At 60.8% G+C, this 23,737-nt stretch carries 15 protein-coding genes; 11 read left to right on the forward strand and 4 right to left on the reverse strand.

Features of this window, described 5'->3' with window-relative positions; all coding sequences use genetic code 11:
• Positions 1 to 5: 5 nt before the first annotated feature.
• Together BN1188_RS00785 and BN1188_RS00790 are read right to left on the reverse strand one after the other, a co-directional pair.
• On the reverse strand, positions 6 to 1,040 hold the full coding sequence (locus tag BN1188_RS00785) for an isopenicillin N synthase family dioxygenase (RefSeq protein ID WP_040259280.1): 1,035 nt from the start codon (positions 1,038 to 1,040) through the stop codon (positions 6 to 8).
• The gene (locus tag BN1188_RS00790) at positions 1,037 to 1,891 is read right to left on the reverse strand and encodes a sugar phosphate isomerase/epimerase family protein (RefSeq protein WP_040259281.1); all 855 of its coding nucleotides are present in this window, start codon (positions 1,889 to 1,891) and stop codon (positions 1,037 to 1,039) included. The genes BN1188_RS00785 and BN1188_RS00790 overlap by 4 nt, the downstream gene beginning before the upstream one ends.
• Positions 1,892 to 2,374: 483 nt before the next feature.
• Between BN1188_RS00790 and BN1188_RS00795 the strand changes: the two genes are divergently transcribed.
• The 6 genes from BN1188_RS00795 to BN1188_RS00820 all read left to right on the forward strand — a co-directional run bounded on the left by BN1188_RS00795 (position 2,375) and on the right by BN1188_RS00820 (position 16,526).
• Positions 2,375 to 4,378: a peptidase domain-containing ABC transporter gene (locus BN1188_RS00795; RefSeq protein ID WP_052469098.1), complete on the forward strand. Its 2,004-nt coding sequence runs from the start codon at positions 2,375 to 2,377 to the stop codon at positions 4,376 to 4,378.
• A 270-nt stretch (positions 4,379 to 4,648) separates the two neighbouring features.
• Positions 4,649 to 5,368: a hypothetical protein gene (locus tag BN1188_RS00800; protein WP_148485229.1), complete on the forward strand. Its 720-nt coding sequence runs from the start codon at positions 4,649 to 4,651 to the stop codon at positions 5,366 to 5,368.
• A complete protein-coding gene (locus tag BN1188_RS00805; RefSeq protein ID WP_040259283.1) occupies positions 5,365 to 6,723 on the forward strand; it encodes a hypothetical protein in 1,359 nt (452 codons plus the stop codon). Before BN1188_RS00800 ends, BN1188_RS00805 begins: the two co-directional genes overlap by 4 nt.
• A 1,615-nt stretch (positions 6,724 to 8,338) precedes the next feature.
• A complete protein-coding gene (locus tag BN1188_RS00810; protein WP_232430882.1) occupies positions 8,339 to 12,928 on the forward strand; it encodes a S8 family serine peptidase in 4,590 nt (1,529 codons plus the stop codon).
• A 56-nt stretch (positions 12,929 to 12,984) separates the two neighbouring features.
• Positions 12,985 to 15,114, forward strand: coding sequence for a peptidase domain-containing ABC transporter (locus tag BN1188_RS00815; RefSeq protein WP_040259285.1), 2,130 nt, complete (start codon positions 12,985 to 12,987; stop codon positions 15,112 to 15,114).
• Positions 15,111 to 16,526, forward strand: a complete 1,416-nt coding sequence (locus BN1188_RS00820; RefSeq protein WP_040259286.1) for an HlyD family type I secretion periplasmic adaptor subunit — start codon at positions 15,111 to 15,113, stop codon at positions 16,524 to 16,526. The genes BN1188_RS00815 and BN1188_RS00820 overlap by 4 nt, the downstream gene beginning before the upstream one ends.
• Positions 16,527 to 16,538: 12 nt before the next feature.
• On the opposite strand, the gene BN1188_RS00825 is transcribed toward BN1188_RS00820, so the two are convergent.
• On the reverse strand, positions 16,539 to 17,468 hold the full coding sequence (locus tag BN1188_RS00825; protein WP_040259397.1) for a LysR family transcriptional regulator: 930 nt from the start codon (positions 17,466 to 17,468) through the stop codon (positions 16,539 to 16,541).
• 122 nt (positions 17,469 to 17,590) lie between these two features.
• Between BN1188_RS00825 and BN1188_RS00830 the strand changes: the two genes are divergently transcribed.
• Together BN1188_RS00830 and mmsB are read left to right on the forward strand one after the other, a co-directional pair.
• The gene (locus tag BN1188_RS00830; RefSeq protein ID WP_040259287.1) at positions 17,591 to 19,117 is read left to right on the forward strand and encodes a CoA-acylating methylmalonate-semialdehyde dehydrogenase; all 1,527 of its coding nucleotides are present in this window, start codon (positions 17,591 to 17,593) and stop codon (positions 19,115 to 19,117) included.
• A gap of 9 nt (positions 19,118 to 19,126) precedes the next feature.
• Positions 19,127 to 20,020, forward strand: coding sequence for a 3-hydroxyisobutyrate dehydrogenase (gene mmsB / locus BN1188_RS00835; RefSeq protein WP_040259288.1), 894 nt, complete (start codon positions 19,127 to 19,129; stop codon positions 20,018 to 20,020).
• Positions 20,021 to 20,046: 26 nt separating this feature from the next.
• Here mmsB and BN1188_RS00840 read toward each other — a convergent pair whose 3' ends face one another.
• Positions 20,047 to 20,343 (reverse strand): putative quinol monooxygenase, encoded by a 297-nt coding sequence (locus BN1188_RS00840; RefSeq protein WP_040259289.1) that lies wholly within the window; start codon positions 20,341 to 20,343, stop codon positions 20,047 to 20,049.
• Between the two features lie 155 nt (positions 20,344 to 20,498).
• Here BN1188_RS00840 and BN1188_RS00845 point away from each other — a divergent pair, with 155 nt between their 5' ends.
• The 3 genes from BN1188_RS00845 to ggt all read left to right on the forward strand — a co-directional run bounded on the left by BN1188_RS00845 (position 20,499) and on the right by ggt (position 23,736).
• Entirely contained in the window at positions 20,499 to 21,083 is a 585-nt protein-coding gene (locus BN1188_RS00845) for an NADPH:quinone oxidoreductase MdaB (RefSeq protein ID WP_040259290.1), read from the forward strand.
• 20 nt (positions 21,084 to 21,103) lie between these two features.
• Complete coding sequence (locus BN1188_RS00850) at positions 21,104 to 22,000, forward strand: LysR family transcriptional regulator (protein WP_040259291.1); 897 nt, start codon at positions 21,104 to 21,106, stop codon at positions 21,998 to 22,000.
• Positions 22,001 to 22,068: 68 nt separating this feature from the next.
• Positions 22,069 to 23,736 carry a gamma-glutamyltransferase gene (ggt, locus tag BN1188_RS00855; RefSeq protein ID WP_040259292.1) on the forward strand — a complete coding sequence of 556 codons (1,668 nt, stop codon included), beginning with the start codon at positions 22,069 to 22,071 and terminating at the stop codon, positions 23,734 to 23,736.
• The last annotated feature ends 1 nt before the right edge of the window (position 23,737 follow it).

Consider the following 23,737-nt stretch of genomic DNA (forward strand, 5'->3'; position numbering starts at 1 on the left):
TACGTTCATAGCGCGGTCGCCTGGTTCTTGAGATGGCCGAAGCTGGCCGGCTTGCGTGCCTCACTGGGCAAGCGCAGCTCGCCGGCGGCGACCTTGCGGCGCAGGTACTGGTAGGTTTGCAGCGCCTGGCCCCACATGTGCTCGCCGATGGCCAGCGCTTCGTACTGCTGTTGGCCCTTGTCGAAGCTGGGCAGCGGGGCGATGCGGGTGTGGTAGTCGCAGGCGTAGAACAAGGGGAAGGCATAGCGCTCGGCCGCGACCTTGCGCACCCGGTGAGCGGTGGCCACGAAGGTACCGGCGGTCATCACTTCGAGCATGTCGCCGATGTTGACCACGAAGGCGCCAGGGTGTGGTGGCGCATCCACCCACTGGCCTTGGTCGTTCATTACTTCCAGGCCCGGCTGGTCGGCGTGCAGGATGGTGAAACACTCGTAATCGGTGTGCGCCCCGATGCCCGGGGCATCCACTCGACGCGGGTCGAAGGGGTAGTGAATCAGCCGTAGCTTGGACGGCGGGCGGCTGACCATGGGCGCGAAGTAGTCCTCCGGCAGGCCCAGGGCCAACGCGAAGCCGCCGAACAGTTTGCCGCCCAGGTCGAACACCGCCTTGTAATACGCTTGTACCGCGGCCTGGAAGCCGGGCACCGGGGGCCAGTCGTTGGGCCCCAGCAAGGGTGTGCCGGCCAGGAAGAGCGGGTCGTCGGCGGGCACTTCGAAGCCCACGTCGAAGGCTTCCTTGTGATCTGGCTCACCTTCCCCGTACACCTCTTCGCCCTTGGGCACGAAGCCCTTGTGGCTGGCCGAGGTGCCGATGTAGTGCTTCATCTTGGCATCCAGCGGTTGGGCAAAGTACGCCTTGGCCGCTGTCTGCAAGCCTTCGATCAAGGCCAGGTCAATGCCGTGGCCGGTGATGTACAGAAAGCCCACCTCACTGGCGGCACGGCCGAGTTGCTCGGCCACTGCCAGGCGATGCTCCAGCTCGACGCTGAACAGGCCGGCGATATCGACCACGGGAATGCTGCTGAAATTGGCGTTGCTCATGCCGACTGGCCCTCGTCGAGGAAACGTTGGAAATGGGCGCGCTCGGCGGTGGCCATCCACTGGTTGATAGCCCACAGGTCCGCCACTGGCGCGTTGATGAAAGGCAGGTGATGCAGGTAGCCGTCGGCACCGAATTCAGGCGTGAGGGTGGTGACCGCCTGGCCACGGGCGCGCTGGGCCCGCCACACGGCTTCCCAATGGCTTTGATGGAAGGCCAGGGCAGCGGCGTATTCCGGGGCAGCGGGGTGGGGCACTTGGGGGCCTTGGTCGTAGCCCACCCGGGCCTGGATGTGCATCACCCGCTCCACGAACGGTGATAGGTCATCGGCCAGGTCATCCAGCAGGCGCTCGCAGCACACCACCCAATGGCTGATATCGCTGGTGAAACGCAGGTCAGGCAGTTGGCGGATCAGCTCCAAGGTGACCCAGGGGTTGAACAGGGAGCGGGCGCGGTGGGTCTCCACCAACACAGGCGCCGCCTGTGCGGAGGCCATCGCCAAAAGCTCGCCGAAGAACTCCACCTGTTGCGCCAATGGCCAGCGATCATTGCCCGCCAGCAGGTTGATGAAGCGCGGCGTCAGTTCGCTAGCCCAGTCCAGCTTGCGGCGCAGGTCTTCAAGGTGCTCGGCGGGTGTGGCGCGCTGCTCGGGCAGCACATCGTAGGCTGTAAACACCGTGGCGATATAGGGCACCTGGTTGCTGGCGAGGAAGGCCCCGAATTCCCGCCGCTCTGCCGCCTCCAATGGCAGCCGCGCCTCCATGCCCTCGAAGCGCGCGGCCAGCAGTTCCTCCAGCGCCTGCGCCTTGCTGGCGCGGTAACCCCAGAGTGAACGGAAAATCTCAAGACGCATCGGCAGGCCCTCGGTCCATCGCTACAGGTGCCCCCGGCCATGGCCGAGGGCAGATAAGGGCAGTAGCAAAGATGAAACCGAGGCCGGGCCTCTGACGGGCCCGATCCGATGCGCCGATGGTAGGCATTACGCAGCGGCCCGATGAATAGGCTGGGGCAAATCATAAGTTCAGGGAAATCTGAACTATGGCGCTTGAGTAAGCCCGGTCTCGACCGTGGGCTGGTAGGAGGCAGCGACAGCTGCCGAACTCCAGCGCTTTCAAGCCTCTCTGCTTTAACACAACCAGCCGCGCGCGCGGGCGTGGGCGATGAAGACCCAATCGCGCAAGCTTTTTACAATATTGTTTTTTTACTGAAACCCTTGCGTCAAAGGCATTCTTAAGACTTCCGCGAAACGTCCTACAGAACCTTCAGAAGCGGGCTGACAGCGTTCCCCTGGCCCTTGTGGTTAACCTTGGTCCGACTTCGTTGAACGGCTCGGATCATGGAAAACAACGCCCCCAGCCTTAAGGCCTGCCTCCAGGCAATTGGTCGTTTTCACCATTGCACCACGGCGGTGTGCCACAGCCAGGACCTGACTTGGGCCACGCTGCTCGATGAGGCCAATCGGCTTGGCCTTACAGGCCAATACCAGCGCTGCGACGCGTCCTGCTTGAACAGGCAGGCGCTTCCGGCCATCGCCTTGGGTGCCGATGGTCGCGCCTTCATCGTTGCGGGGGTGCGCCCGGGCGAGGCACTCATTCATGACCCGCTCAGCGGCCAATCGGAAACCTTGACGCTGGCAGGGCTGGCCGAGCGCTGGTCCGGGCAACTGTTGCTCCTTCGCTCCGCCCGGATGGCGCTGGGAAGCCTGGCCAGATTCGATTTCACCTGGTTCGTGGCGGCGCTGGTGGAACATCGCAAGTGGCTGTGGCAAGTCCTGGCGGCCGCGTTCGGGTTGCAGCTTTTCGCCCTGATGGCGCCTCTGTTCTTTCAAGCGGTGATGGATAAGGTTCTGTTACATCGCAACCTGCATACCCTGGATATCCTGGTCATCGCCCTTGTAGCGGTAGCTCTGTTGGAAAGCGCGCTCAGCGCCATCCGCACCTACGTTCTGGAGCACACGGCCGCGCGCATCGACGCCAAGCTTGGCAGCCAACTCTATCGCCATCTGCTCGCCTTGCCCCTGCCTTACTTCCAGGCGCGGCCGTGCGGCCACCTGGTCGCGCGGTTGGGGGAAGTGGAAACCTTGCGCCACTTTCTGTCCGCACAAACGCTTGGGGCAATCATCGACGCGCTGTTCTTCCTCTTCTTCAGCGCGGCCCTGTTTCTATTGAGTCCGCTATTGGCCCTGGTGGTATTGGCCTCGCTTCCGCTGTACCTCGCGCTCGCACTTTGGCTAACGCCCCGCTTGCGCCAACGGCTGGAGCGGCAAGCGGCACATGGCGCTGCCCAGCAGGCATTCCTGCTGGAAACCTTGCGCGGCATCGACACTGTGAAAACCCTGGCCGTGGAACCGCAGCTGAAGCAGCGCTGGGCCAGCCTTCAAGCTAAAACCCTGCTCGCCGGGTTCCAGGCTGGCAACGCATCGGCTCTTATGCAGGAAGCCGTGGGGCTGGTGGGCAAGCTGACCACGGCCGGCGTGCTGGGCATAGGCGCTTGGCTGGTGATCCACTCGAGCCTGTCCTTGGGCCAGTTGATAGCGTTCAATCTATTGGCCACCCGGGTCGCCCAGCCGCTGCAACGCCTTGCGCAGTTGTGGGTGCATCTGCAGCAGGCAGGTATCGCCATGCATCGACTGGCCGATGTGCTCGACGCCCCGCGAGAAGATACCGATCCTGAACTCAAGCCCATGCCCGATGTGATCGGCCAAGTGGAGTTTCGCGAGGTTCACTTCCGCTATGGACCCGGCGAACCGCTCATCCTGAAAAACTTCAACCTACTCGTCCGCCCTGGCGAAGTCATCGGCATCCGCGGCCCTTCCGGCTGTGGCAAGAGCACCCTGGCCCTGCTGCTGCAGAACCTTCAGGTGCCGGAGCGAGGCCAGGTGCTCATCGATGGCATCGACCTGGCCACGGTGCAGCCCGTTTCCTTGCGGCAACAGGTCGGCGTAGTCACGCAGGACGCGGTGCTGCTCAGCCGCTCTATACGGGAAAACATCGCCATCAACGACCCCGGCGCCCCCCTCGATGAGGTGATGGCCGCCGCGAAGCTGGCAGGCGCCCATCAGTTCATTCTAAAACTGCCCCAAGGCTACGACACCCTTTTGCACGAAGGCGGAGGCTCGCTATCGGGCGGACAACGCCAGCGTATCGCCCTGGCCCGCGCCCTCTTCGCCAAGCCCAGACTATTGATCATGGATGAAGCCACCAGCGCCCTGGATGCCGAGGCCGAGCAACACATACTCGATCACATGCCCGAGATATGTAGGGGGAGAACGGTATTGATCATTGCCCATAGGGCGCAAGCGTTGAAGAAGGCGGGGCGGGTTATAAATCTAAGGTTGTAATCAGTGTGATTAATGTGGATAGGCGAATCCTCAAGATCAATCAATGCAAAAGTAAAATTTTATATTCTTTGACCTAATAAGTAACGGATCAAGTTGCTCTCTAGGTACTGACGTAGCCTTGTTGAAAAGTTTATTTTATCTATCTTGGGAGATAGGGTAAGTCATGATGGTTAACATATTTATAAGTCGAAAAATGGACGTTAATCTTGATTTCTGCTGGAGTTGAGGTCGATTGATTTGGGCGCCTGGTTTATGAAAAAGGTCTGCTACGTGTCAATTCTGCTGGCAGTCATGGTTGCCGCGCACATGACTTACCCTCTGGAAGAGGGGCCAGGGTTCCGACTGAAGTCGAATAGGGTCGAAGCTGACCCTAAACTTGGTTCGGTTGAAGGCGCTACATATAACTGCGGGAGGTTCGGAAATAGGGTCTACAGGTTTCCGAAGGCACTCACCGAACCCTTTATCCAATATATCGGTGACCAACCATGGTCCCCCGAAGTTCCAAAGGTCAAACGGTCCTGTAAAGATGAATTTCGAGGCACGGGTTTCCTGGCGTGCTTACCAGATTTTCGGTTCCAAAGCGCGTTGTCTGAGTGGGAGGAAAATTGTCGGATCTTTGTGAGTTTATCTAATACGAGCGGCGACAAATATCTCGAAGAGATTGTCAAGGATAAGAGGCTTTATAGATTAGAGAGTAAGAATTCGGATTTTTATGATGGCGACCTGGAACTTTATCGTTTCGACGTGGACGTTGGTGCGGTTCAGAGGATTTTCTGGAGAGCCAGATCGGAAAATAAACCATACGTATATGGAAAGTGCACGCTTAGTGTTACTTATCCCCAATGTGATTTCAAGAAGTTTAGTGCTGCATCAGGCGCTGCTATAAGCGTGAGCTTTCCCATGCACGATATTCGTCATTGGGAGGAATGGCTGAATGCGGTAGAAAGTAAATTGCTAATCTTTCAAGTAGTTCGCCTAGGAGGTGAATGATTATGCAGTTGGTGCGAGAAGACATTGTTGTAGCTAAACGTTTGCGCAATGAAGGTGGGCCTGCTGCGGTGTATGATTTCTTGATCTCGCAAGGGTCAAGGTATGCCGTATTGGCAAATGGCGTAGCCAAGGAAAATACCTTTGCCGGAATATCTGCGCTTTCATATATGAGGGAACGTTACTACGAAGAGCATGGCTCAGAAATGCCTGAGGAGGTTCTGAGAGGTGTAAAGTTCGGTATGGCTTTGGGTTGTATCGATGCGCTTGAGGAGAATATAAAGTCAGGTCTTCAAGATGTTAGCCTGGATCAAGCTGAAAAATTCCATCGAGAAACATTTCGCGGCCTCGGTTTGAAGGCGGACTATTGGACTCTTCATGTCGTGCTTAACACCTTGCCGCCCGAAGAGCGCGAGCCTTATTGGAGGAATACGCTGGGGCGGGCCGGAAGTTTCACAGGCGAAGTGATGATCGCCGGAGAAACTCTCAAGGAAATGGCCTATCACGGGGCGACTTTTGGCGATCCTGATGTGCTCAGTTGGGTTGTTCGAGTTGGCGGGCCCCGCACCGTTGCCGCGCTATCGAACCCTATCCTTAGGGAGTCGACCACCATCGTCGAGGAGTCTGTGGACCAGCTGCTTACCACCGCGACCTATTTCGTACCGGACGAAGAACTGGCCATCTTCATCAAAAACAATCCGCTGCCCAAGAACCGGACAAAGGAAGAAACCGAGGCGGCCGAATCGGTTCGCAATGGTTACGCCGTTTCCGAGGCTACCCATCAAATCCGGTTGGGGCGCGGCGCGTTGGAAAAAACGGACTTCGTTTCTTCGCAAATCTCTAGCCTAGCCACAGGTGGCATCCGCCCAGGTGAAGTGCAGATAGATCCCAATACGAAGCCCAACGAGTACCTACAGCAAAGCTATATCGACAAAGGTGCCGCATGCACGCCTGCCGAGCGGCTTCAGAACAGCCTGATCTTCAATAACCTGGGCGCCAACACCACTCACAACGTTTATGTCGACCCGCTTCTCCTGGACCTGACCGGGGAGGGGGTGAAGATGACCTCCATCGCCGAAGGCGTGCTCTTTGACATCGACAACAGCGGTACCCTGAAGCGCACAGGCTGGAGTGGCGCTGGTACCGGGATGCTTGTACTCGACGATGGCAGCGGAGTTGTACGGCATGGCGGGCAATTGGTTTCTGAATACCTGGGGTCCATGCCTGGAGAGGACGGCCGGCCGGGCGAGGTAAAATTTGACGACGCCTTCGCCGCGCTTGCCTCGCTGGATAGTAACGGAGATGGACGGGTGACGGCGGCGGATGCGCAGTGGCAGCAGCTTCGGATATGGAATTGACTCGTAAAGTACCATGTGCACCCCAGCTTTTTGAAGAAACGGTTTTGCTCAGCTTTTATCTCTTGCTTCAATGAGTCGTAAAAATAACCGTTGATTGCGTTGCAGACGCATTGCCGGAATTCCGAATTCCTATATGAGGGAGGGCTGCTAGTGATTCATATATGGATCATCCGAGATACGGAGGGCTGCTAGCACCGCGTTATGATCCGCAAATTTTTTTTCTTGGCGATACTAGCGATTATAGGCATTTTTTTCGTTTGGCCTCCTAAGGAATACTTTATGGATATAAGGACCTGCTCCCTGTTTAAAAGGCCAAAATCGCTTGTTGCGACAATGGATTTGAGCGAGGAGGAGTGCTCTTTGATTGGTGTAAATAATTCCAGTATTGTAAGTTTCAGGATAGATGTCCGTAATAACCTTATAGTTTCGGATAAAAGAAAGTCGGGCTCCGTTTTGGTAACTGTAGATCTCAAGCCCTCCCTGCCCTCAGTTAAAGGTCGAAGGGCATTGGGCAAGGCCGATGCGGCGCCAAACCTATCCGGCAGGAATACAAATTTTCAATTTGAGGGAGAAGATCATGAGACGGTTAGCGTTTCACCCTACCTGTCTAGTTGGCTAGTACATCGATATTATCGAGGTCGGTATGTGGTTTACTCATACAAAGGAGATGTGGCTCCTATAGGTTATATAGATCACGTGGTGCTTGGTTATTTGAGTAGAATCCAATAAAAAGGAATTTTTTATGAGTATATCGCTTGGTGAGCAACAGATTGCAGCTCTAAAAACTCTCAATGACAATGGAAATTATCCAGAGGCTTATGGGTACCTCAGTGAAATTGTGAAGCAGGAAGTCGCTTCAGTCAGCGATCCTGTGATACGTCAAGATTACATTCGTTTGATCACCTGGTTAAATACAGCCAAGTCAATAAATTCCGATGATGGCTCTCTGTTAAGTGAGATAGTAAGAGGGGCAATGCAATCGGCTTCTTTACAGAACGGAATTCCACTTTCGATTGATGAGTTTCAGAGAGCGTCGGACGAGTTTGCCAAGGCCATAGTAGGCGCCGTATTAACTAGTGGTGCCGTTCCTACAGCGGATGAGATAGTCAATGCGGATATAAGAAATGCAGTAGATAGCTTCGGGCTTGAGGCTTGGCAATGGGCTGGAACCGCCGGCGATCTATTCCCTCCGCCCTTAGGGCTAGGGAAAGACTACCAAAGTTTTCCTCTGGATATAAACCTGCCAAAAACCGCTTTCAAAGCTGCATTGCAGAATGTGGCAGGGCTCCGACGTTATCTGCGGGGATGGCTTCCAGAAACGGTCGCTGAGCACGACGCAGTCAGCCAAAAAATAATGGATGTAATGGCCGGCTTATTGACCAATCAGCTGGAGGCGAGCCAAGGCCCCGATTCCCTGAAGATAGAAGTTAACTCTAATCCTCTGCCAAAAATCAAGATAGAAGATGAAAGTGCAGTCGTTGGAAATGTGCGGCAGGGTTTCGTTACACGCTCTGCTACTGAGTCCATAGCTCTGACGAACGGGGAACTTGATGGCGCTAATTTTATTGACTCGCAAATCTCCAGCCTAGCCACAGGTGGCATCCGCCCAGGTGAAGTGCAGATAGATCCCAATACGAAGCCCAACGAGTACCTACAGCAAAGCTATATCGACAAAGGTGCCGCATGCACGCCTGCCGAGCGGCTTCAGAACAGCCTGATCTTCAATAACCTGGGCGCCAACACCACTCACAACGTTTATGTCGACCCGCTTCTCCTGGACCTGACCGGGAAGGGGGTGAAGATGGTTTCCATCGCCGAAGGCGTGCTCTTTGACATCGACAACAGCGGTACCCTGAAGCGCACAGGCTGGAGTGGCGCTGGTACCGGGATGCTTGTACTCGACGATGGCAGCGGAGTTGTACGGCATGGCGGGCAATTGGTTTCTGAATACCTTGGGTCAATGCCTGGAGAAGGCGGCCGGCCGGGCGAGGTAAAATTTGACGACGCCTTCGCCGCGCTTGCCTCGCTGGATAGTAACGGAGATGGGCGGGTGACGGCGGCGGATGCGCAGTGGCAGCAGCTTCGGGTATGGACCGATGAGAATCGCAACGGTAGTAGCGAACCGGGCGAATTGAAAACGCTGGAAGCCTGGGCGATCTCCGAAATATCTCTCGCTGCCTCGGCCCGAAATGTTACCCATGCAAGCGGCAACACCGTCCGTGCCGCCGGCACCTTCACCATCGACGGACAACAACGGGAAGCGATCGCGGTCAGCTTTCTCAGCGATGCGGTAAGCCACCGACTACATGAGGATGGGCAGGGGCAGCGGATCGAAAGCCGCGCCGCGGAAGCTACTCGGATCAGCTACGTTACCCGCGATGACAGCGGAATCACCCTGGATGCCCAGGCGCTCGGGGTGCAGACCGTTCAGGGAGGGCTTGGCAACGATACGCTCAAGGCCGCTCCCGCAGGCAGTTGGCTGATCGGTGGCGGCGGCAGCAATCGCTACGAAGGCGGGCCGGGCGATGATGTGTTCCTGATCAGCGCCAGTGATGATCCTGCACAGATCAACGGCGGCGGGGGACGCGACAGCGTGATCGTGATCGGGGACCGCAGCGTTTCGCTCAACCTGGCCAAGGCCGGACTGTTAATGGCGCAGGGCGGCCGCGGGCACGATGTGTTCATCGCTGGGGGCAATCATGGCGTTTTCATGAAAGGCGGTGCCGCCGGTAGCACGCTCATCGGTGGCGGTGGCAACGACGTAATGGTCGGCGGCCAGGGTCGTAATATCATCGTTGGTGGCACAGGAAAATCCGTGATCTATGCCGGCCCTGGCAATGACCTGATCTTCGGCTCTACGCAGGGAAGCATTATCTATGCTGGCGCTGGCAAGGCCCGTATCACCGGCCGCGACGCCGACGACGTCATCGAAGCGGGCAAAGGCGATGCGGTGATCGATGGTGGCGGCGGGGTGAACCTAGTGACCCTGCATGGGAATCACGGCGATTACGTCATCACCCCCACCGAGACAGGCTATCGCATTCAGGACAAGCTCGCGGGGCGTGACGGCACCCTGACGCTGACGCGCATCCAGAAGCTGAACTTCGCTGATATCTCAGCGGTGACCTTGGGCGGCCCCAACGCTATGCCCGTGGGCGATAGCATTCGCACAGACGCCGCGGGAGCGAAGCTGACCCGCCGAGACGGTGCCCGGTTGATCGCCGCAGCCACGTTGCTGGCCAATGATCAGCCCATGGGCAGCCAGGGCCCCTTGCGTATCAGCGAGGTGAGCGATGCGCTGGGCGGCACGGCGGTGCTCAATGAGCAAGGCGACGTGGTTTTCATGCCAGACCCACATGGTCAAGGCGCCATGGGTTTCAAATACGCCCTGGTTGACGCAGCGGGCAACCCGGCCATGGATGTGGTCAGCCTGAAAACAGGCGAGGCGGCACCCATGCGTGGGCAGGTTCACCTGTTAACCGACCAGACGCCTGCGGACCCGCTGGCCTCCAGGCAATGGTATCTGGCTGACGTGGGTGTGCTACCGGCTTGGGAGCAGTACAGTGGCAAAGGCATTCGAGTAGGGGTCTTCGAGCCGGGCGGCGAGTTTTCCGTGGGGCCTGAAACCTTCGATATTCACCACCCGGACCTGGCGCCCAACGTAGACCCACGCTGGCTGGCGTCACAGCGCAAGGAAGGCGTGCTGCCGCCCCAATTCTCCAATCATGCGACCCAGGTCGCCGGGGTCATCGCCGCCGCGCGGGATGGCCAGGGGGCCGTGGGGGTCGCCCCGGCCGCCAGCCTGGCCGGGCACTATCTGGCGAACCGAGGCCATGACCTCAAGGGCCTGGCCAACACCTCGCATTACGACATTGCCAACAACAGCTGGGGCTTCGTGAACGATTTCGCGTTATCGAACCTGACCAGCGGGAGCGTCACGACGGAAACCGCGCTGTTGCTCAACAGCCAGTACGCCGCCCGTAATGGTCGCGGCGGCCTGGGAACCGTCATCGTCAGTGCCGGCGGTAACAAGCGCGCCGAAGGCGGCAGCGCGCAGGGCTCGTTGACCCACAATAACCGTTTCGGCATCCAGGTCGGCGCGATCAATGCCAAGGGTGACCTTTCTACCCTTCATATAGGCGCAACCCCATTTTCCAATCCGGGCACCAGCCTGCTGGTATCCGCGCCCGGGAGCGATGTATTGGCGCCCAGTCGCAAACTGGACACCCCTCGGGGCGCTGTCTTCGGTAGCGATTACACAGCCACTCAGGGCACCAGCTTCGCCGCGCCCATCGTTTCCGGGGTGGTCGCCTTGATGCTGGAGGCCAATCCTTCCCTCGGCTATCGGGATGTGCAGCGCATCCTCGCCCTGTCGGCCGCTTACGTGCCGGATTCGGCCACCACCTGGGCCTACAACGGCGCCCGCGACTGGAATGGAGGCGGCTTGCGCAAAAGCGATGACTATGGCTTCGGCAAGGTGGACGCACGCGCCGCGGTGCGGTTGGCGGAAAGCTGGGGCGCTACCAGCACCCTGGCCAACGAAGCCGAAGTAGGCGTTGCCAGGACGCCAGTCAACCTGGCGGTCGCCCCGGGGCAAGCCGTGCGCACTGAGCATGTGCTTCCCGCGGGCGTTAAGGTCGAGCATGTGGAGGTCGATATCTACAGCGAGGTCGGCCAGTTAGGGGACCTGCAACTGCGTTTGACTTCGCCCTCGGGTACCCAGAGCCTGCTTCTCGACCGCGCCGGGAAAAAACGTTTCGGCGACGGCGTGGGCGATGCGGATCGTGGCAGTGATCGCAGCGGTACCTTCAATTACAGCTTCATGTCCACGCACCATTGGGGGGAATACAGCCAGGGCATTTGGACGCTGGAGGCCATCAACGCCGCAGGCGGCAAGCCCATCACCTTGAACAGCTGGGGCCTTCGCGCCTTTGGCGAGGCGGCGTCCGCCGATGATCAGTACGTCTATACCGATGCGTTCGCAAGCATTGCCCAGGAGCCGGCACGGGCGGTGTTGGATGATACGGTCAATGGCACGGCGGGCGGTTTCAACATCTTCAATGCCGCCGCCATGTCCGGGGACGTGATGGTCAACCTTCAAACCGGCGCCGCGAGGCTGGCGGGGCAACCTTTGTCCATCGTATCGCCAGGCGGGCTGAGCCATGTGATTGGGGGTGATGGTAATGATCACTTGCTCGCCTCTGGGCAGGGCACCGTGCTCGAAGGTGGCCGGGGATCGAATACCCTCACAGGCGGCGCTGGCCGAGACCTTTATGTGGTGCGCCAGCGAGCGAATGGGCAGGACACTATCCAGGGTTTCGAAGCTGCCAAGGGCGAGCTGATCAACCTGAGCGGTAGCGGTGTCAGCATGTTCGCCGAGCTCAAGGTGATCCAGGATGGCGCGGATGCCCAAGTGCAACTGCCCGAAGGTCAGCGAATCAACCTCGTGGGCACCCAGGCTGCCAGCCTGTCGGCGGACCATTTCCGCTTCGACCGCCGTTTCAGTCTACCGGAAGGGTATTTCAGCGGGGCCGCTGCCGTGGCACCTCAACCGCCTGCGCTACGGCCAGGTGAGGTCCTTCTGAACGGTGGCGCGGAGGGCGTTGGCCTGTACTTCGATATGGAAGGGCGAGCCCAGGCCAAACTCAACGGCGTGATCTATGAGCGCGCTGAACCTGGGCCCGCGATCTTCGTTGCGGCCAAGCAGGAAGGCGAGACCGACCTGCGCAACGCCTTGCGTGGTTTCAACCCGTCCACCGACAAGATCGACCTTTCTCAATTGGGTGTATCGGAGTGGTCCCAGCTGGCGGTTGAGAAAAGTGAGCGCATCGTGATCAACGGGCTGCCACTGGCCAACGGTACCAAGCTGAAGACCAAACCCAATGGCAATGGCAAATTCCTGGAGCTGATGTATATCGATGGTCTGGACCCCAACCAGCTCGGCCCTGACCACTTTCTGTTCGCCCCGGCCGGGAGCACACCCTACCTGCCGGACCCTCAGTTGCCACTGGCCCAAGCCTTGATCAGCGAGCCTGGTTCCCTCATCGCCGGGTCAATCGCTACTGGCGCGGCGGCGCCCTTGTCGGGAGGCGCGTCACTGTCGCACGCCATTGCCGGCTTCGCCCCCGAAGGCGCGGGCAGCTTGCCTACCGTCTACGACCACCACCTGCCTTTCCATGGGGCGTTGCTAACCCAAGCCGCCTGACTTCTTCAACTTGGCGCCGTTCAGCCGAGCGGCGCGCTTCTTGGTCGCGTTACCTGATGAACACTCGCATCGCTCCGCAGCGCCCGGCCGACCCCGCCTTGTGGGCACTGGTCCAAGTCGCTCGTCATTACCGAATCGCGGGCTGCCCGCTAAGCCTGGCGCATGAACATGGCTCAGGCGGCCAGCCCTTGACCCTTGGGCAACTGCAACATGCTGCTCGCGCACTAGGCTTTCACACTCATGTGCAGCAGGGTTATCGGCGCCTGCATCGCTTGCCATTACCTGCCATTGGCTATGGACGGGACCAGCGACCCTACGTGATGTGGCGCCGCGCGCAGGGCAGGCTATGGATACAACGCATGGGGGATGCCGAGCCTTTCCCGGTCAGCCGCGTTGGATTAGCGAGCCGCAGCGGTGGGATTACCCTGCTCCTGAGGCCTGCCCCGGCACAGGCTCCGTCAAGCACCTCCGGCTTCAACTGGTGCTGGCCGACTATTCGCAGATACAAGCATGCACTGGCCCGCGTCTTGGTTGCGGGTATCTGCCTGCTCGGCTTTTCGCTGATCACGCCGCTGTTTTTCCAGGTGGTAATGGACAACGTCCTGGTACACCGCAGCCTGCCGACCTTGGCGGTGATGATCATCGGGCTGCTGGGGGTGATACTGTTCGAAAGTGTGTTCAGCGCCGCGCGGCATAGGTTGTTCGCCCACTCTTTGGCGCGCATGGACGCTGAGCTCAAGGCTGCCCTGTTCGAGCACTTGCTTGGGCTGGCGCCCAGCTTTTTCAGCCAGCGCCCGGTCGGTGAGATCGCCGCCCGTATGCGAGAGCTGGACACGGTGCGGGACTTCCTGACTCATCATAGCCTGGCGGTTGCGCTGGATGGTCTGTTTTCCCTTGTCTTCCTGGGGGTGATGCTGGCGTACAGTCCCGCATTGACGGCCGTGGTGGCAGGCTCTTTGGTGATCTATGCACTGCTTGCCCTGTGCTGGGGGCCGGTATTGCGTGGCCAGGCCGAGGAGGCTCAAGCGCGTTCGGCAGACAACCAGGGCTTCCTGGTCGAGTCGCTCCATGGCGTGAGCACGCTTAAAGGGATGGCAGCCGAGCGTTGGACCGCGGACCAATGGGACACCCGTCTCACCCAGGCCGCCTTGGCTCAGCGCCGGATGGGATTATCGGCCGCCTACGCTCATGAATCGATTGCCCTTACGGGCAAGCTCGTGGCGGCAATTACTCTCTGGTGTGGCGCGCAAGCGGTGATGGCGGGAGACCTTACCGTGGGAAGCTTCATAGCCTTCAACCTGTTTGCCAGCCGCGTCGCTCAGCCCGCCCTTCGATTAGGGCAGGTATGGGCGCACTACCAACAAGCACAGGTGGCCCTGCGGCGTTTGGCGGTAATCCTGCAACAACCGACACAGAGGCGCCTCGGCACACTGGCCTTACCCCCCTTGGTCGGCGAAGTGGCAGTCGATTCACTGTGCTTCCGCTATAGCGATGACGGCCCTTGGGTGCTCGACCATCTGAATTTCACTATTCCCAGCAGGCAGCGGGTTGGCATCACCGGCACCTCGGGTTCCGGAAAAAGCACCTTGCTCAACCTCCTGTTGGGGTTTGCCCCGCTGAGCAAGGGAACCATTCGCATCGATGGCCACGACATCGCCACGGCTGACCTGGCCAGCCTGCGACGGCAAATCGGTGTGGTCACTCAGCGGCCGTTTCTCTTCCAGGGTACCGTGCATGAAAACATCGCGCTGGCACTCCCGGGGGCAAGCAGGGACGAGGTGATGGAGGCGGCCCGCCAGGCGGGAGCGCACGCATTCATCGAGCGACTACCCCATGGTTACGACACCCTTTTGGTCGAGGCGGGAGGCAATCTCTCTGGCGGCCAGCGCCAGCGCATTTCCATTGCCCGCGCCCTGCTGCCGAACCCGCCCATTCTGTTCTTCGATGAGGCCACCAGCGCCTTGGACGACGAAGCCCAGGCTCAACTGATCGCGGCCCTTCCACAGATCGGTCACGGCCGCACCCTGATCATGATCGCTCATCGGCTCGAGACCCTTCGCACCTGTGACCGCATTCTGGTGCTCGATGACGGGCGGCTGGTGGAGCACGGAAGCCCGGCCGAGCTGGCCGGCAGGCCTGACGGGCATTACGCCCGGCTGCTGCGATTGCAGGAGGCACAGGCATGATGCGTTGGCGAGCCATGGCCCGTCGCTATGCGGCGGCCGTCCGTGTAGCCTGGGCGAGGCGCCAGCCGGAGCGACACGATCGTCCACCGGCGGAATGGGCGTTCATGGCGCCGGCGTTGGCGCTACAACAGCGTCCGCCTCAGGTTTTTCCCAGGTTGCTGCAAGGCCTCATCCTGGCCGTTCTGCTGTTCGCCCTGATCTGGTCGGTGGTTGGCAAGGTCGATGTAGTCGCTACGGCCAGTGGAAAGGTTGTGCCCAGCGGGCGCAGCAAGGTCGTGCAGCCGAAGGAAAGCGCAGTGATCAAAGCGATCCACGTTCAGGATGGCCAGCCTGTAGCGGCCGGAGAAGTCTTGGTAGAGCTGGAGGCTCGGGCAACCGCGGCCGACCTTGCGCGACTGCGGACGGATCTGCTGTCCGCGCGAATGGACGCGGCCCGGGCCGTTGCAATGATCGCAAGTGTGGAAACCGACCAGCCACCCCAACTGCCCGATGACCGGGTAGCAGGCGTCAGTACTCTGAAGCGGCAAGCCGTTCAGCGGTGGCTGGAAGGCCAGTACCTGGAGCTGCGTAGCCAATTGGATCAGGCAGCGGCTGAAATCGCTCGCGCCGAACACGAGTTGGGCTCCCTCGATGTATCCATAGCGGCCTTGCGGTTGTCTCTGCCCATCGCCCGGGAGTTGGTAGAGGACTACGCTCAGCTTCTAGCGGAGAATGCTGTTGCCAAGCATCAGTATCTCCAGCGCAAACAGGAGCAGCTTCAACAACAGCGAGAATTGGAGCAGTTGCGAGCCAGGCGGCAGGAGGTCACTTCAGCGCTACAGGCAGCGGTCCATCGGCGTTCCATTATCCTCGCCCAGCAGCGCCGGAACATGCTGGACCTTCAACACGAAGCTGAGTCAAGGGCGAATACTCTGGAGCATGAACTGGAAAAAGCACGGCTGCGCCACGGTCAGCGCACGCTCCGGGCGCCAGTGGACGGTACTGTGCAGCAACTGGCGGTGCATACCGTAGGGGGCGTGGTCACTGAAGCGCAGCCCCTGATGGTCATTGTGCCAAAGGAGCAACCTATCGAAGTGGAGGCCTTTCTGGCGAACAAGGATGTAGGCTTCGTCGAGCCTGGGCAGTCCGCCCAGATCAAGGTAGAGACCTTCAGTTATACCCGCTACGGCTTGGCGCAGGGCGTGGTCAGCAGCGTGTCCCATGACGCCATCGAGGATGCACAACGGGGCTTGGTGTATGCCGTGCGTATTCGCTTGGACAGCCCCTGGCTCACATGCCCCGGTGCGGCTCCCCTGTTACTCACCCCTGGCATGGCGGTCACCGCGGAGATCACCACCCGTCAGCGTCGCTTGATCAGTTATTTCCTTACGCCTTTGGAGGTGATGACAAGGGAGAGCCTACGGGAGCGATAACCGCTTTTGCCCTCAGGCCGAATGCCCCATCAACACCCCCTGCCGCGCCTCCGTCTCCGCCCTGATGTAATCCCACAACAAGGTTATCCGCTTCAACTTCCGCAGGTCCTCCCGGCAGTACATCCAGAACTGCCGGGTCAGGCTCACTTGGTCCGGCAGCACGGGAACCAGGTCCGGCGCTTCGGCGGCGAGGAAGCAGGGGAGGATGGCCAGGCCATGGCCCTGGCGGGCGGCGACCATCTGCGCCACCACGCTGGTGCTGCGCAGGCGGGCGCTGGCGTTGGGCAGCACATGGCTGAGGTAGAGCAGCTCGGCGCTGAAGGCCAGGTCGTCCACATAGCTGACGAAGGGATGAGCGGCCAGTTGGCTGACGTCGGTGATGGCTGGGTAGCTATCCAGGTAATCGGCGGTGGCGTAGAGGCGCAGCCGGTAGTCGGTGAGCTTGCAGCAGACGTAGGGGCCATGCTCGGGGCGCTCCACGGCGATCACGATGTCGGCTTCGCGCTTGGAGAGGCTGATGAAATGCGGCAGCGGCAGGATGTCCAGCGAGATGGCTGGGTACTGCTCCACGAAGCGGCTCAACAGCGGAGTGATGAAGAAACTGCCGAAGCCTTCAGTGCAACCCATGCGGACATGCCCTGAGGGCGCCAGGCCGGAGCCGGTGACTTGTTCACAGGCCATGTGCAGGGTGCTTTCGATGGCCTCGGCGTAACCGAGAAGACGCTGCCCTTCGTTGGTGAGGCTGAAGCCGTTGGTGCGGGACTTCTCGAAGAGCAGGGTGCCAAGGGAGGCTTCCAGGGCATTGATGCGGCGGGAGACGGTGGTGTAGTCCACGCCCAGGCGTTTCGCCGCGCTGCTGGCCTTGCGCAGGCGGGCCACTTCGAGAAAGAACTTGAGGTCGTCCCAGTTCAGGCCTGCCAGGGAAGTTAGGTGTTTTTGCATGATGGTCCGGCTTATATCTACGTTCTTATTGGAAGTTTGCATACCTATACTGGATGCAGCCCCAGGCTGCCACTCCTCTTAAATGGCGGCCCTGCGAATAACAACAATCACGCGGAGGTTTCATGAACGCACCCGTTCCGTCCAATTCCACCCAGGTCGAAAACGCCAAGCTGCTGATCGATGGCCGCTGGGTCGAATCGAACACCACTGAATGGCAAGACGTGCTCAACCCCGCGACCCAGCAAGTGCTGGCGCGGGTGCCCTTCGCCACGCTCGAGGAAGTGGACGCCGCCGTGCAGGCCGCGCAGCGGGCTTTCACCGAATGGCGGCAAACGCCCATAGGCGCGCGCATGCGCATCATGCTCAAGCTGCAGGCGCTGATTCGCGAGCACAGCAAGCGCATTGCCGCGGTGCTCAGCGCCGAGCAGGGCAAGACACTGGCCGACGCCGAGGGGGATATCTTCCGGGGCCTGGAAGTGGTGGAACACGCCTGCTCCGTGGGCAGCCTGCAGATGGGTGAGTTCGCGGAAAACGTGGCGGGCGGTGTCGACACCTACACCCTGCGCCAACCCATCGGGGTATGCGCAGGCATCACGCCGTTCAACTTCCCGGCGATGATCCCGCTGTGGATGTTCCCCATGGCCATCGTGTGCGGCAATACCTTCGTACTCAAGCCTTCCGAGCAAGACCCGCTTTCCACCCTGCTGCTGGTGGAGCTGGCCCTGGAGGCCGGCATCCCGGCCGGTGTGTTGAACGTGGTGCACGGCGGCAAGGAAGTGGTCGATGCCATCTGCACCCACCCCTTGATCAAGGCGGTGTCCTTCGTGGGCTCCACGGCGGTGGGCACACATGTGTACAACCTGGCCGGCCAGCACGGCAAGCGGGTGCAAGCCATGATGGGCGCGAAGAACCATGCGGTGGTGCTGCCAGACGCCAACCGCGAACAGACCCTCAATGCGCTGGTGGGCGCGGCCTTCGGTGCCGCCGGCCAGCGCTGCATGGCCACCTCGGTGGCGGTGATGGTTGGCGAAAGTCGCCAGTGGATTCCTCAGCTAAAGGCCTTGGCCGAGCAACTGAAGGTCAATGCGGGCAGCGAGCCGGGCACCGATGTGGGCCCCTTGATTTCGCCGCGGGCCAAGGCGCGAGTGGAAGAGCTGATAGAAAGTGGCGTGCGCGAAGGTGCGCGTCTGGAGCTGGACGGCCGCGGGGTGAAGGTACCGGGTTACGAGAACGGCAACTTTGTGGGCCCGACCTTGTTCACTGGCGTAACCACGGACATGCGCATCTATACCGAGGAGATCTTCGGGCCGGTACTGGTGGTGCTGGAAGTGGACACCCTCGACGAGGCCATCGCGCTGGTCAACCGCAACCCCTTCGGTAATGGCACCGGGCTGTTCACCCAGAGCGGCGCGGCGGCGCGCAAGTTCCAGAGCGAGATCGACGTGGGCCAGGTGGGGATCAACATCCCGATTCCGGTACCGGTGCCCTTCTTCAGCTTCACCGGCTCGCGCGGCTCGAAGCTGGGCGACCTCGGGCCTTACGGCAAGCAGGTAGTGCAGTTCTACACCCAGACCAAGACCGTGACCGCCCGCTGGTTCGATGACGCCAGCGTCAATACCGGCGTGAACACCACCATCCACCTGCGCTAAGGAGCTGCCATGCGTATCGCATTCATCGGCCTGGGCAACATGGGCGCGCCCATGGCCCGCAACCTGATCAAGGCCGGCCATCAGCTGGTGCTGTTCGACCTCAACCGAGGCATCCTGGAGGAACTCGGCGCCCTGGGCGCAGAGGTGGCCGAATCCCCGCGCCAGGCCGCCGAGCCGGCTGAACTGGTGATCACCATGCTGCCAGCCGCTGCCCACGTGCGGGCAGTGTTCCAGCAAGAAACCGGCGTGCTGGCCGGCATCCGTCCCGGCACTCCGGTGGTGGACTGCAGCACCATCGACCCGCAGACCGCTCGCGACCTGCACGCCCTGGCCGCCAAGCAGGGCGTGGATTTCGCCGACGCCCCGGTGTCCGGCGGCACCGGCGGGGCCCAGGCCGGTACCCTGACCTTCATGGTCGGCGCCAGCGATGCCCTGTTCGCCACCTTGCAGCCCGTGCTGGCGCAGATGGGCAAGAACATCGTGCACTGTGGGCAGGTAGGCACCGGCCAGGTGGCCAAGATCTGCAACAACATGCTGCTGGGTATTTCCATGATCGGGGTGGCCGAAGCCATGGCCCTGGGCAATGCCCTGGGCATAGACGTCCAGGTGCTGGCAGGGGTGATCAACAGTTCCACGGGCCGCTGCTGGAGTGCAGAGACCTACAACCCCTGGCCGGGGATCGTGCCCACGGCGCCGGCAAGCCGCGGCTATACCGGCGGCTTCGGCGCGGCCCTGATGCTCAAAGACCTGGGCCTGGCCACCGAAGCGGCCCGCCAGGCCAACCAGCCGGTGCTGATGGGTGGGTTGGCCCAGCAGCTGTACCAGGCCATGAACCTGCGAGGCGAGGGCGGGCTGGATTTTTCCGCCATCGTCAAGGCCTATCAAGCCGGTGAAAACACCTAGCCGCCGGTGCGACGGGCAATGGGGCTTCACTTCAGCGGGCGTACCCGCTGGATCTCGAAGTCCCCCTCCAGGTACTCCATGCGAGCCTCGAAGAACGCCTGCATGTGCGGCAGGGCGGAGTGCACGTCCAAGGCCTGCTTATCGGCCCACACCTCGAAGAATACGAACAGGCTCGGGTCTTCGTCGTCCTGAAGCATGTGGTATTCGATGCAGCCCGGCTCGGCGCGGCTGGCGTCGACATAGTTCAAGAACAACGCTTTGAACGCCTCGGCGCGCTCGGGGCGGGTCTTGGCTTTAAGGATGAAAGCATAGGCGTCTGTCACGAAGCGTCTCCAAACCAGTGAGCGGAGTTGAAGATTACCGCAACAATGCAGATGGAATTCGTGCATTGGCGGAACAAGCGATTTGCATCGCCTCAGCTGTTTTCTCAAGCCCCCAGGCTCTAGTCTGCGCTCCATCGAATTTTTGGAGGTTTCAGATGAAGATCCTGTTGCTCAACGGCGGTAAGCAGTTCGCCCACTCCGACGGCCGCTACAACGAAACCCTGCACAATGCCGCCCTGGCCTACCTGGACCATGCCGGGCATGACGTGCAGACCACCTTTATCGATGGCGGCTACGACATCGAGGCCGAGGTGAAGAAATACCTCTGGGCCGACGTGGTGATCTACCAGATGCCCGGCTGGTGGATGGGCGCGCCCTGGACGGTGAAGAAATACATCGACGAGGTGTTTACCCAGGGCCATGGCAGCCTGTACTCCAACGACGGCCGTACCCGTTCGGACGCCTCCCAGCGCTACGGCAGCGGCGGGCTGATCCACGACAAGCGCTACATGATCTCGGCCACCTGGAACGCCCCCCAGCAAGCCTTTGACGACCCGCAGGACTTCTTCGAAGGCAGGGGTGTGGATGCGGTCTACTTCCCCTTCCACAAGGCCAACCAGTTCCTCGGCATGCAACCGCTGCCCACCTTCCTGGCGGTGGATGTGATGAAACGGCCGAATGTAGATGCGGACGTTGCCCGCTATCAGCAGCACCTGGAAACTGTGTTAAAAGGAATGTGAATTCCCGCAGAGCCTGGTATGTGAAAGCCCGATCCGATGAACTGCAACTCTTCGTTTCAGTGGTCGACGGCGGCTCCTTTTCCGCCGCCGCCGAGCAGGTCGGGCAATCGCCTTCGGCGGTAAGCCGCTCCCTGGCGCGGCTCGAGGCCAAGCTGGGCACTACCCTGATCAACCGCACCACCCGGCGCATGAGCCTTACCGAGGAAGGCAAGTTCTTCCTGGAGCGGGCCAAGGCCATCCTTGAAGACATGGAAGCACTGGAGGAACACCTCGCCCTGCGCCAACAGGCGCCGGCCGGACGGCTAAGGGTCAATGCCGCCTCGCCCTTCATGCTCCATGCGGTAGTGCCCCATGTGGCGGAATTCCGCAGCCGCTACCCGGATATTTTCCTCGAGCTCAACACCAACGACCTGATCATCGACCTGCTCGAAGAAAGCACCGACGTCGCCATTCGCATCGGCAGCCTGGCCGATTCCACCCTGCATGCGCGCCACCTGGGCAGCAGCCCACTGAACCTGCTGGCCAGCCCGGCCTACCTGGAGCGCCATGGCACGCCACGGCATGTGGAAGACTTGCAGCGGCACACCCTGCTCGGCTTCACCCGTAACGAGGGGCTCAACCAGTGGCCGCTGCGTCACAGTGGCGGGGACCGCTGGGCCATTACCCCGGCGCTGGCTGCTTCCAGTGGCGACACCCTGCGCGAGCTGGCCCTGGCCGGGGAGGGTATCGTGTGCCTGTCGCATTTCATGACCCACCACGACATCCGCGAGGGCCGGCTCAAGGTACTGCTGGCCAGCCACAACAGCGGCCATCGCCAGCCGATTCACGCGGTGTACTACCGCAACACGCAGCTGGCCCTGCGCATCCAGTGCTTCCTGGACTTCATGCAGGAGAAGCTGAAGGCGTACGCCAAATAACCGGATTTTGCCGAGACGGCGTTTTTGGTCCTTACTTGAGGGCGGATTTCCCACAACAAGGATCGCCCATGCGTCTCGTACTCTGCAAAACCCTGGTCGCCACGGCCGTGCTGGTCGCCTGCGGCACCAGCTGGGCCAGTGCCCTGCCGGCGGGGGCCATCGCCTCGCCGGACCGCTACGGCGCGGAAGTGGCCGAAGCCGTGCTCAAGCGTGGCGGCAACGCGGTGGATGCGGCGGTGGCCACTGCCTTCACGCTGGCAGTGACCTTCCCCGAGGCCGGGAACCTCGGCGGCGGTGGCTTCATGACGTTGTACGTCAACGGCAAACCTTACTTCCTCGATTACCGGGAAACCGCGCCCAAGGCCGCCACCAAGGACATGTACCTAGACGCCAAGGGCGAGGTGGTGCCTGACCTGAGCCTGGTTGGCGCCAAGGCGGCCGGGGTGCCGGGCACCGTGATGGGCCTGTGGGAAGCCCACAAGCGCTTCGGCAAGCTACCCTGGGCCGAGCTGTTGACCCCGGCCATCGGCTACGCCAAGCGCGGCTTCATCGTAGCCCAGGAGCAGTACCAATACCGCGAGGATGCCCTGGGCCTGTTCAAGGGCAGCACCAACTTCGGCAAATACTTCGGCAACATGAAGGTCGGCGAGCGCTTCACCCAGCCGGAGCTGGCGCAAACCCTGGAGCGCATCGCCGACAAGGGCGTAAGCGAGTTCTATCAGGGCAAGACGGCCCAACTGCTGGTCAAGCAGATGCAGCAGGACAAGGGCCTGATCACCGCGGCGGACCTCAAGGGCTACAAGGCCCACTGGCGCGAGCCGCTGAAGATCGACTGGCGCGGCAATGCCATCTACACCGCGCCCCTGCCCAGTTCCGGAGGGATCGCCCTGGCCCAGCTGCTGGGCATCAAGGAGAGGCGCAGCGAAGACTTCAAAGGCGTACCGCTCAATTCGGCCCGGTACATTCACCTGCTGGCGGAAATCGAAAAGCGCGTGTTCGCCGACCGCGCCGACTACCTGGGCGACCCGGACTTCAACAAGGTGCCGGTGGACAAGCTGATCGCCCCGGCCTACCTGGACCGCCGCGCCGCCGAGATCAACCCCAAGGCGATCTCGCCCACCGAGCAGGTGCGCCCAGGCCTGGAAACCCACCAGACCACGCACTTCTCGGTGATCGACAAAGACGGCAACGCCGTGAGCAACACCTACACCCTGAACTTCGACTACGGCAGCGGCGTGGTGGTGGACGGGGCGGGCTTCCTGCTCAACGACGAAATGGACGACTTCAGCGCCAAGCCCGGCGTGGCCAACGGGTTCGGTGTGGTCGGCAGCGACGCCAACGCCATTGCCCCGGGCAAACGGATGCTGTCTTCCATGAGCCCGACCATCGTGACCCGCAACGGCCAGGTGACTCTGGTGCTCGGCACGCCGGGTGGCTCGCGGATCTTCACTACGCTGTTCCAGGTGCTCAACAACCTGTACGACTATCAGCTGACCCCGGTGGAAGCGGTGACCGTACAGCGGGTGCATCACCAGTTGCTGCCCAAGGACACCATCTACTACGACGCGCTGGCGCCGCTGACGGGAGAGGTGGCCGATGACCTGAAGAAAATGGGCTACACCCTGGAAGATCAGGGGTGGCTGATGGGCAATGTGCAGTTGATTCGGGTACAGGACGGCGAGCTGGAAACCGCGTCTGACCCGCGTGGGCGCGGGGAGGGGCGTGTGGTGAAATAAG

It is taken from the genome of Pseudomonas massiliensis, assembly GCF_000826105.1.
GTDB lineage: Bacteria > Pseudomonadota > Gammaproteobacteria > Pseudomonadales > Pseudomonadaceae > Aquipseudomonas > Aquipseudomonas massiliensis.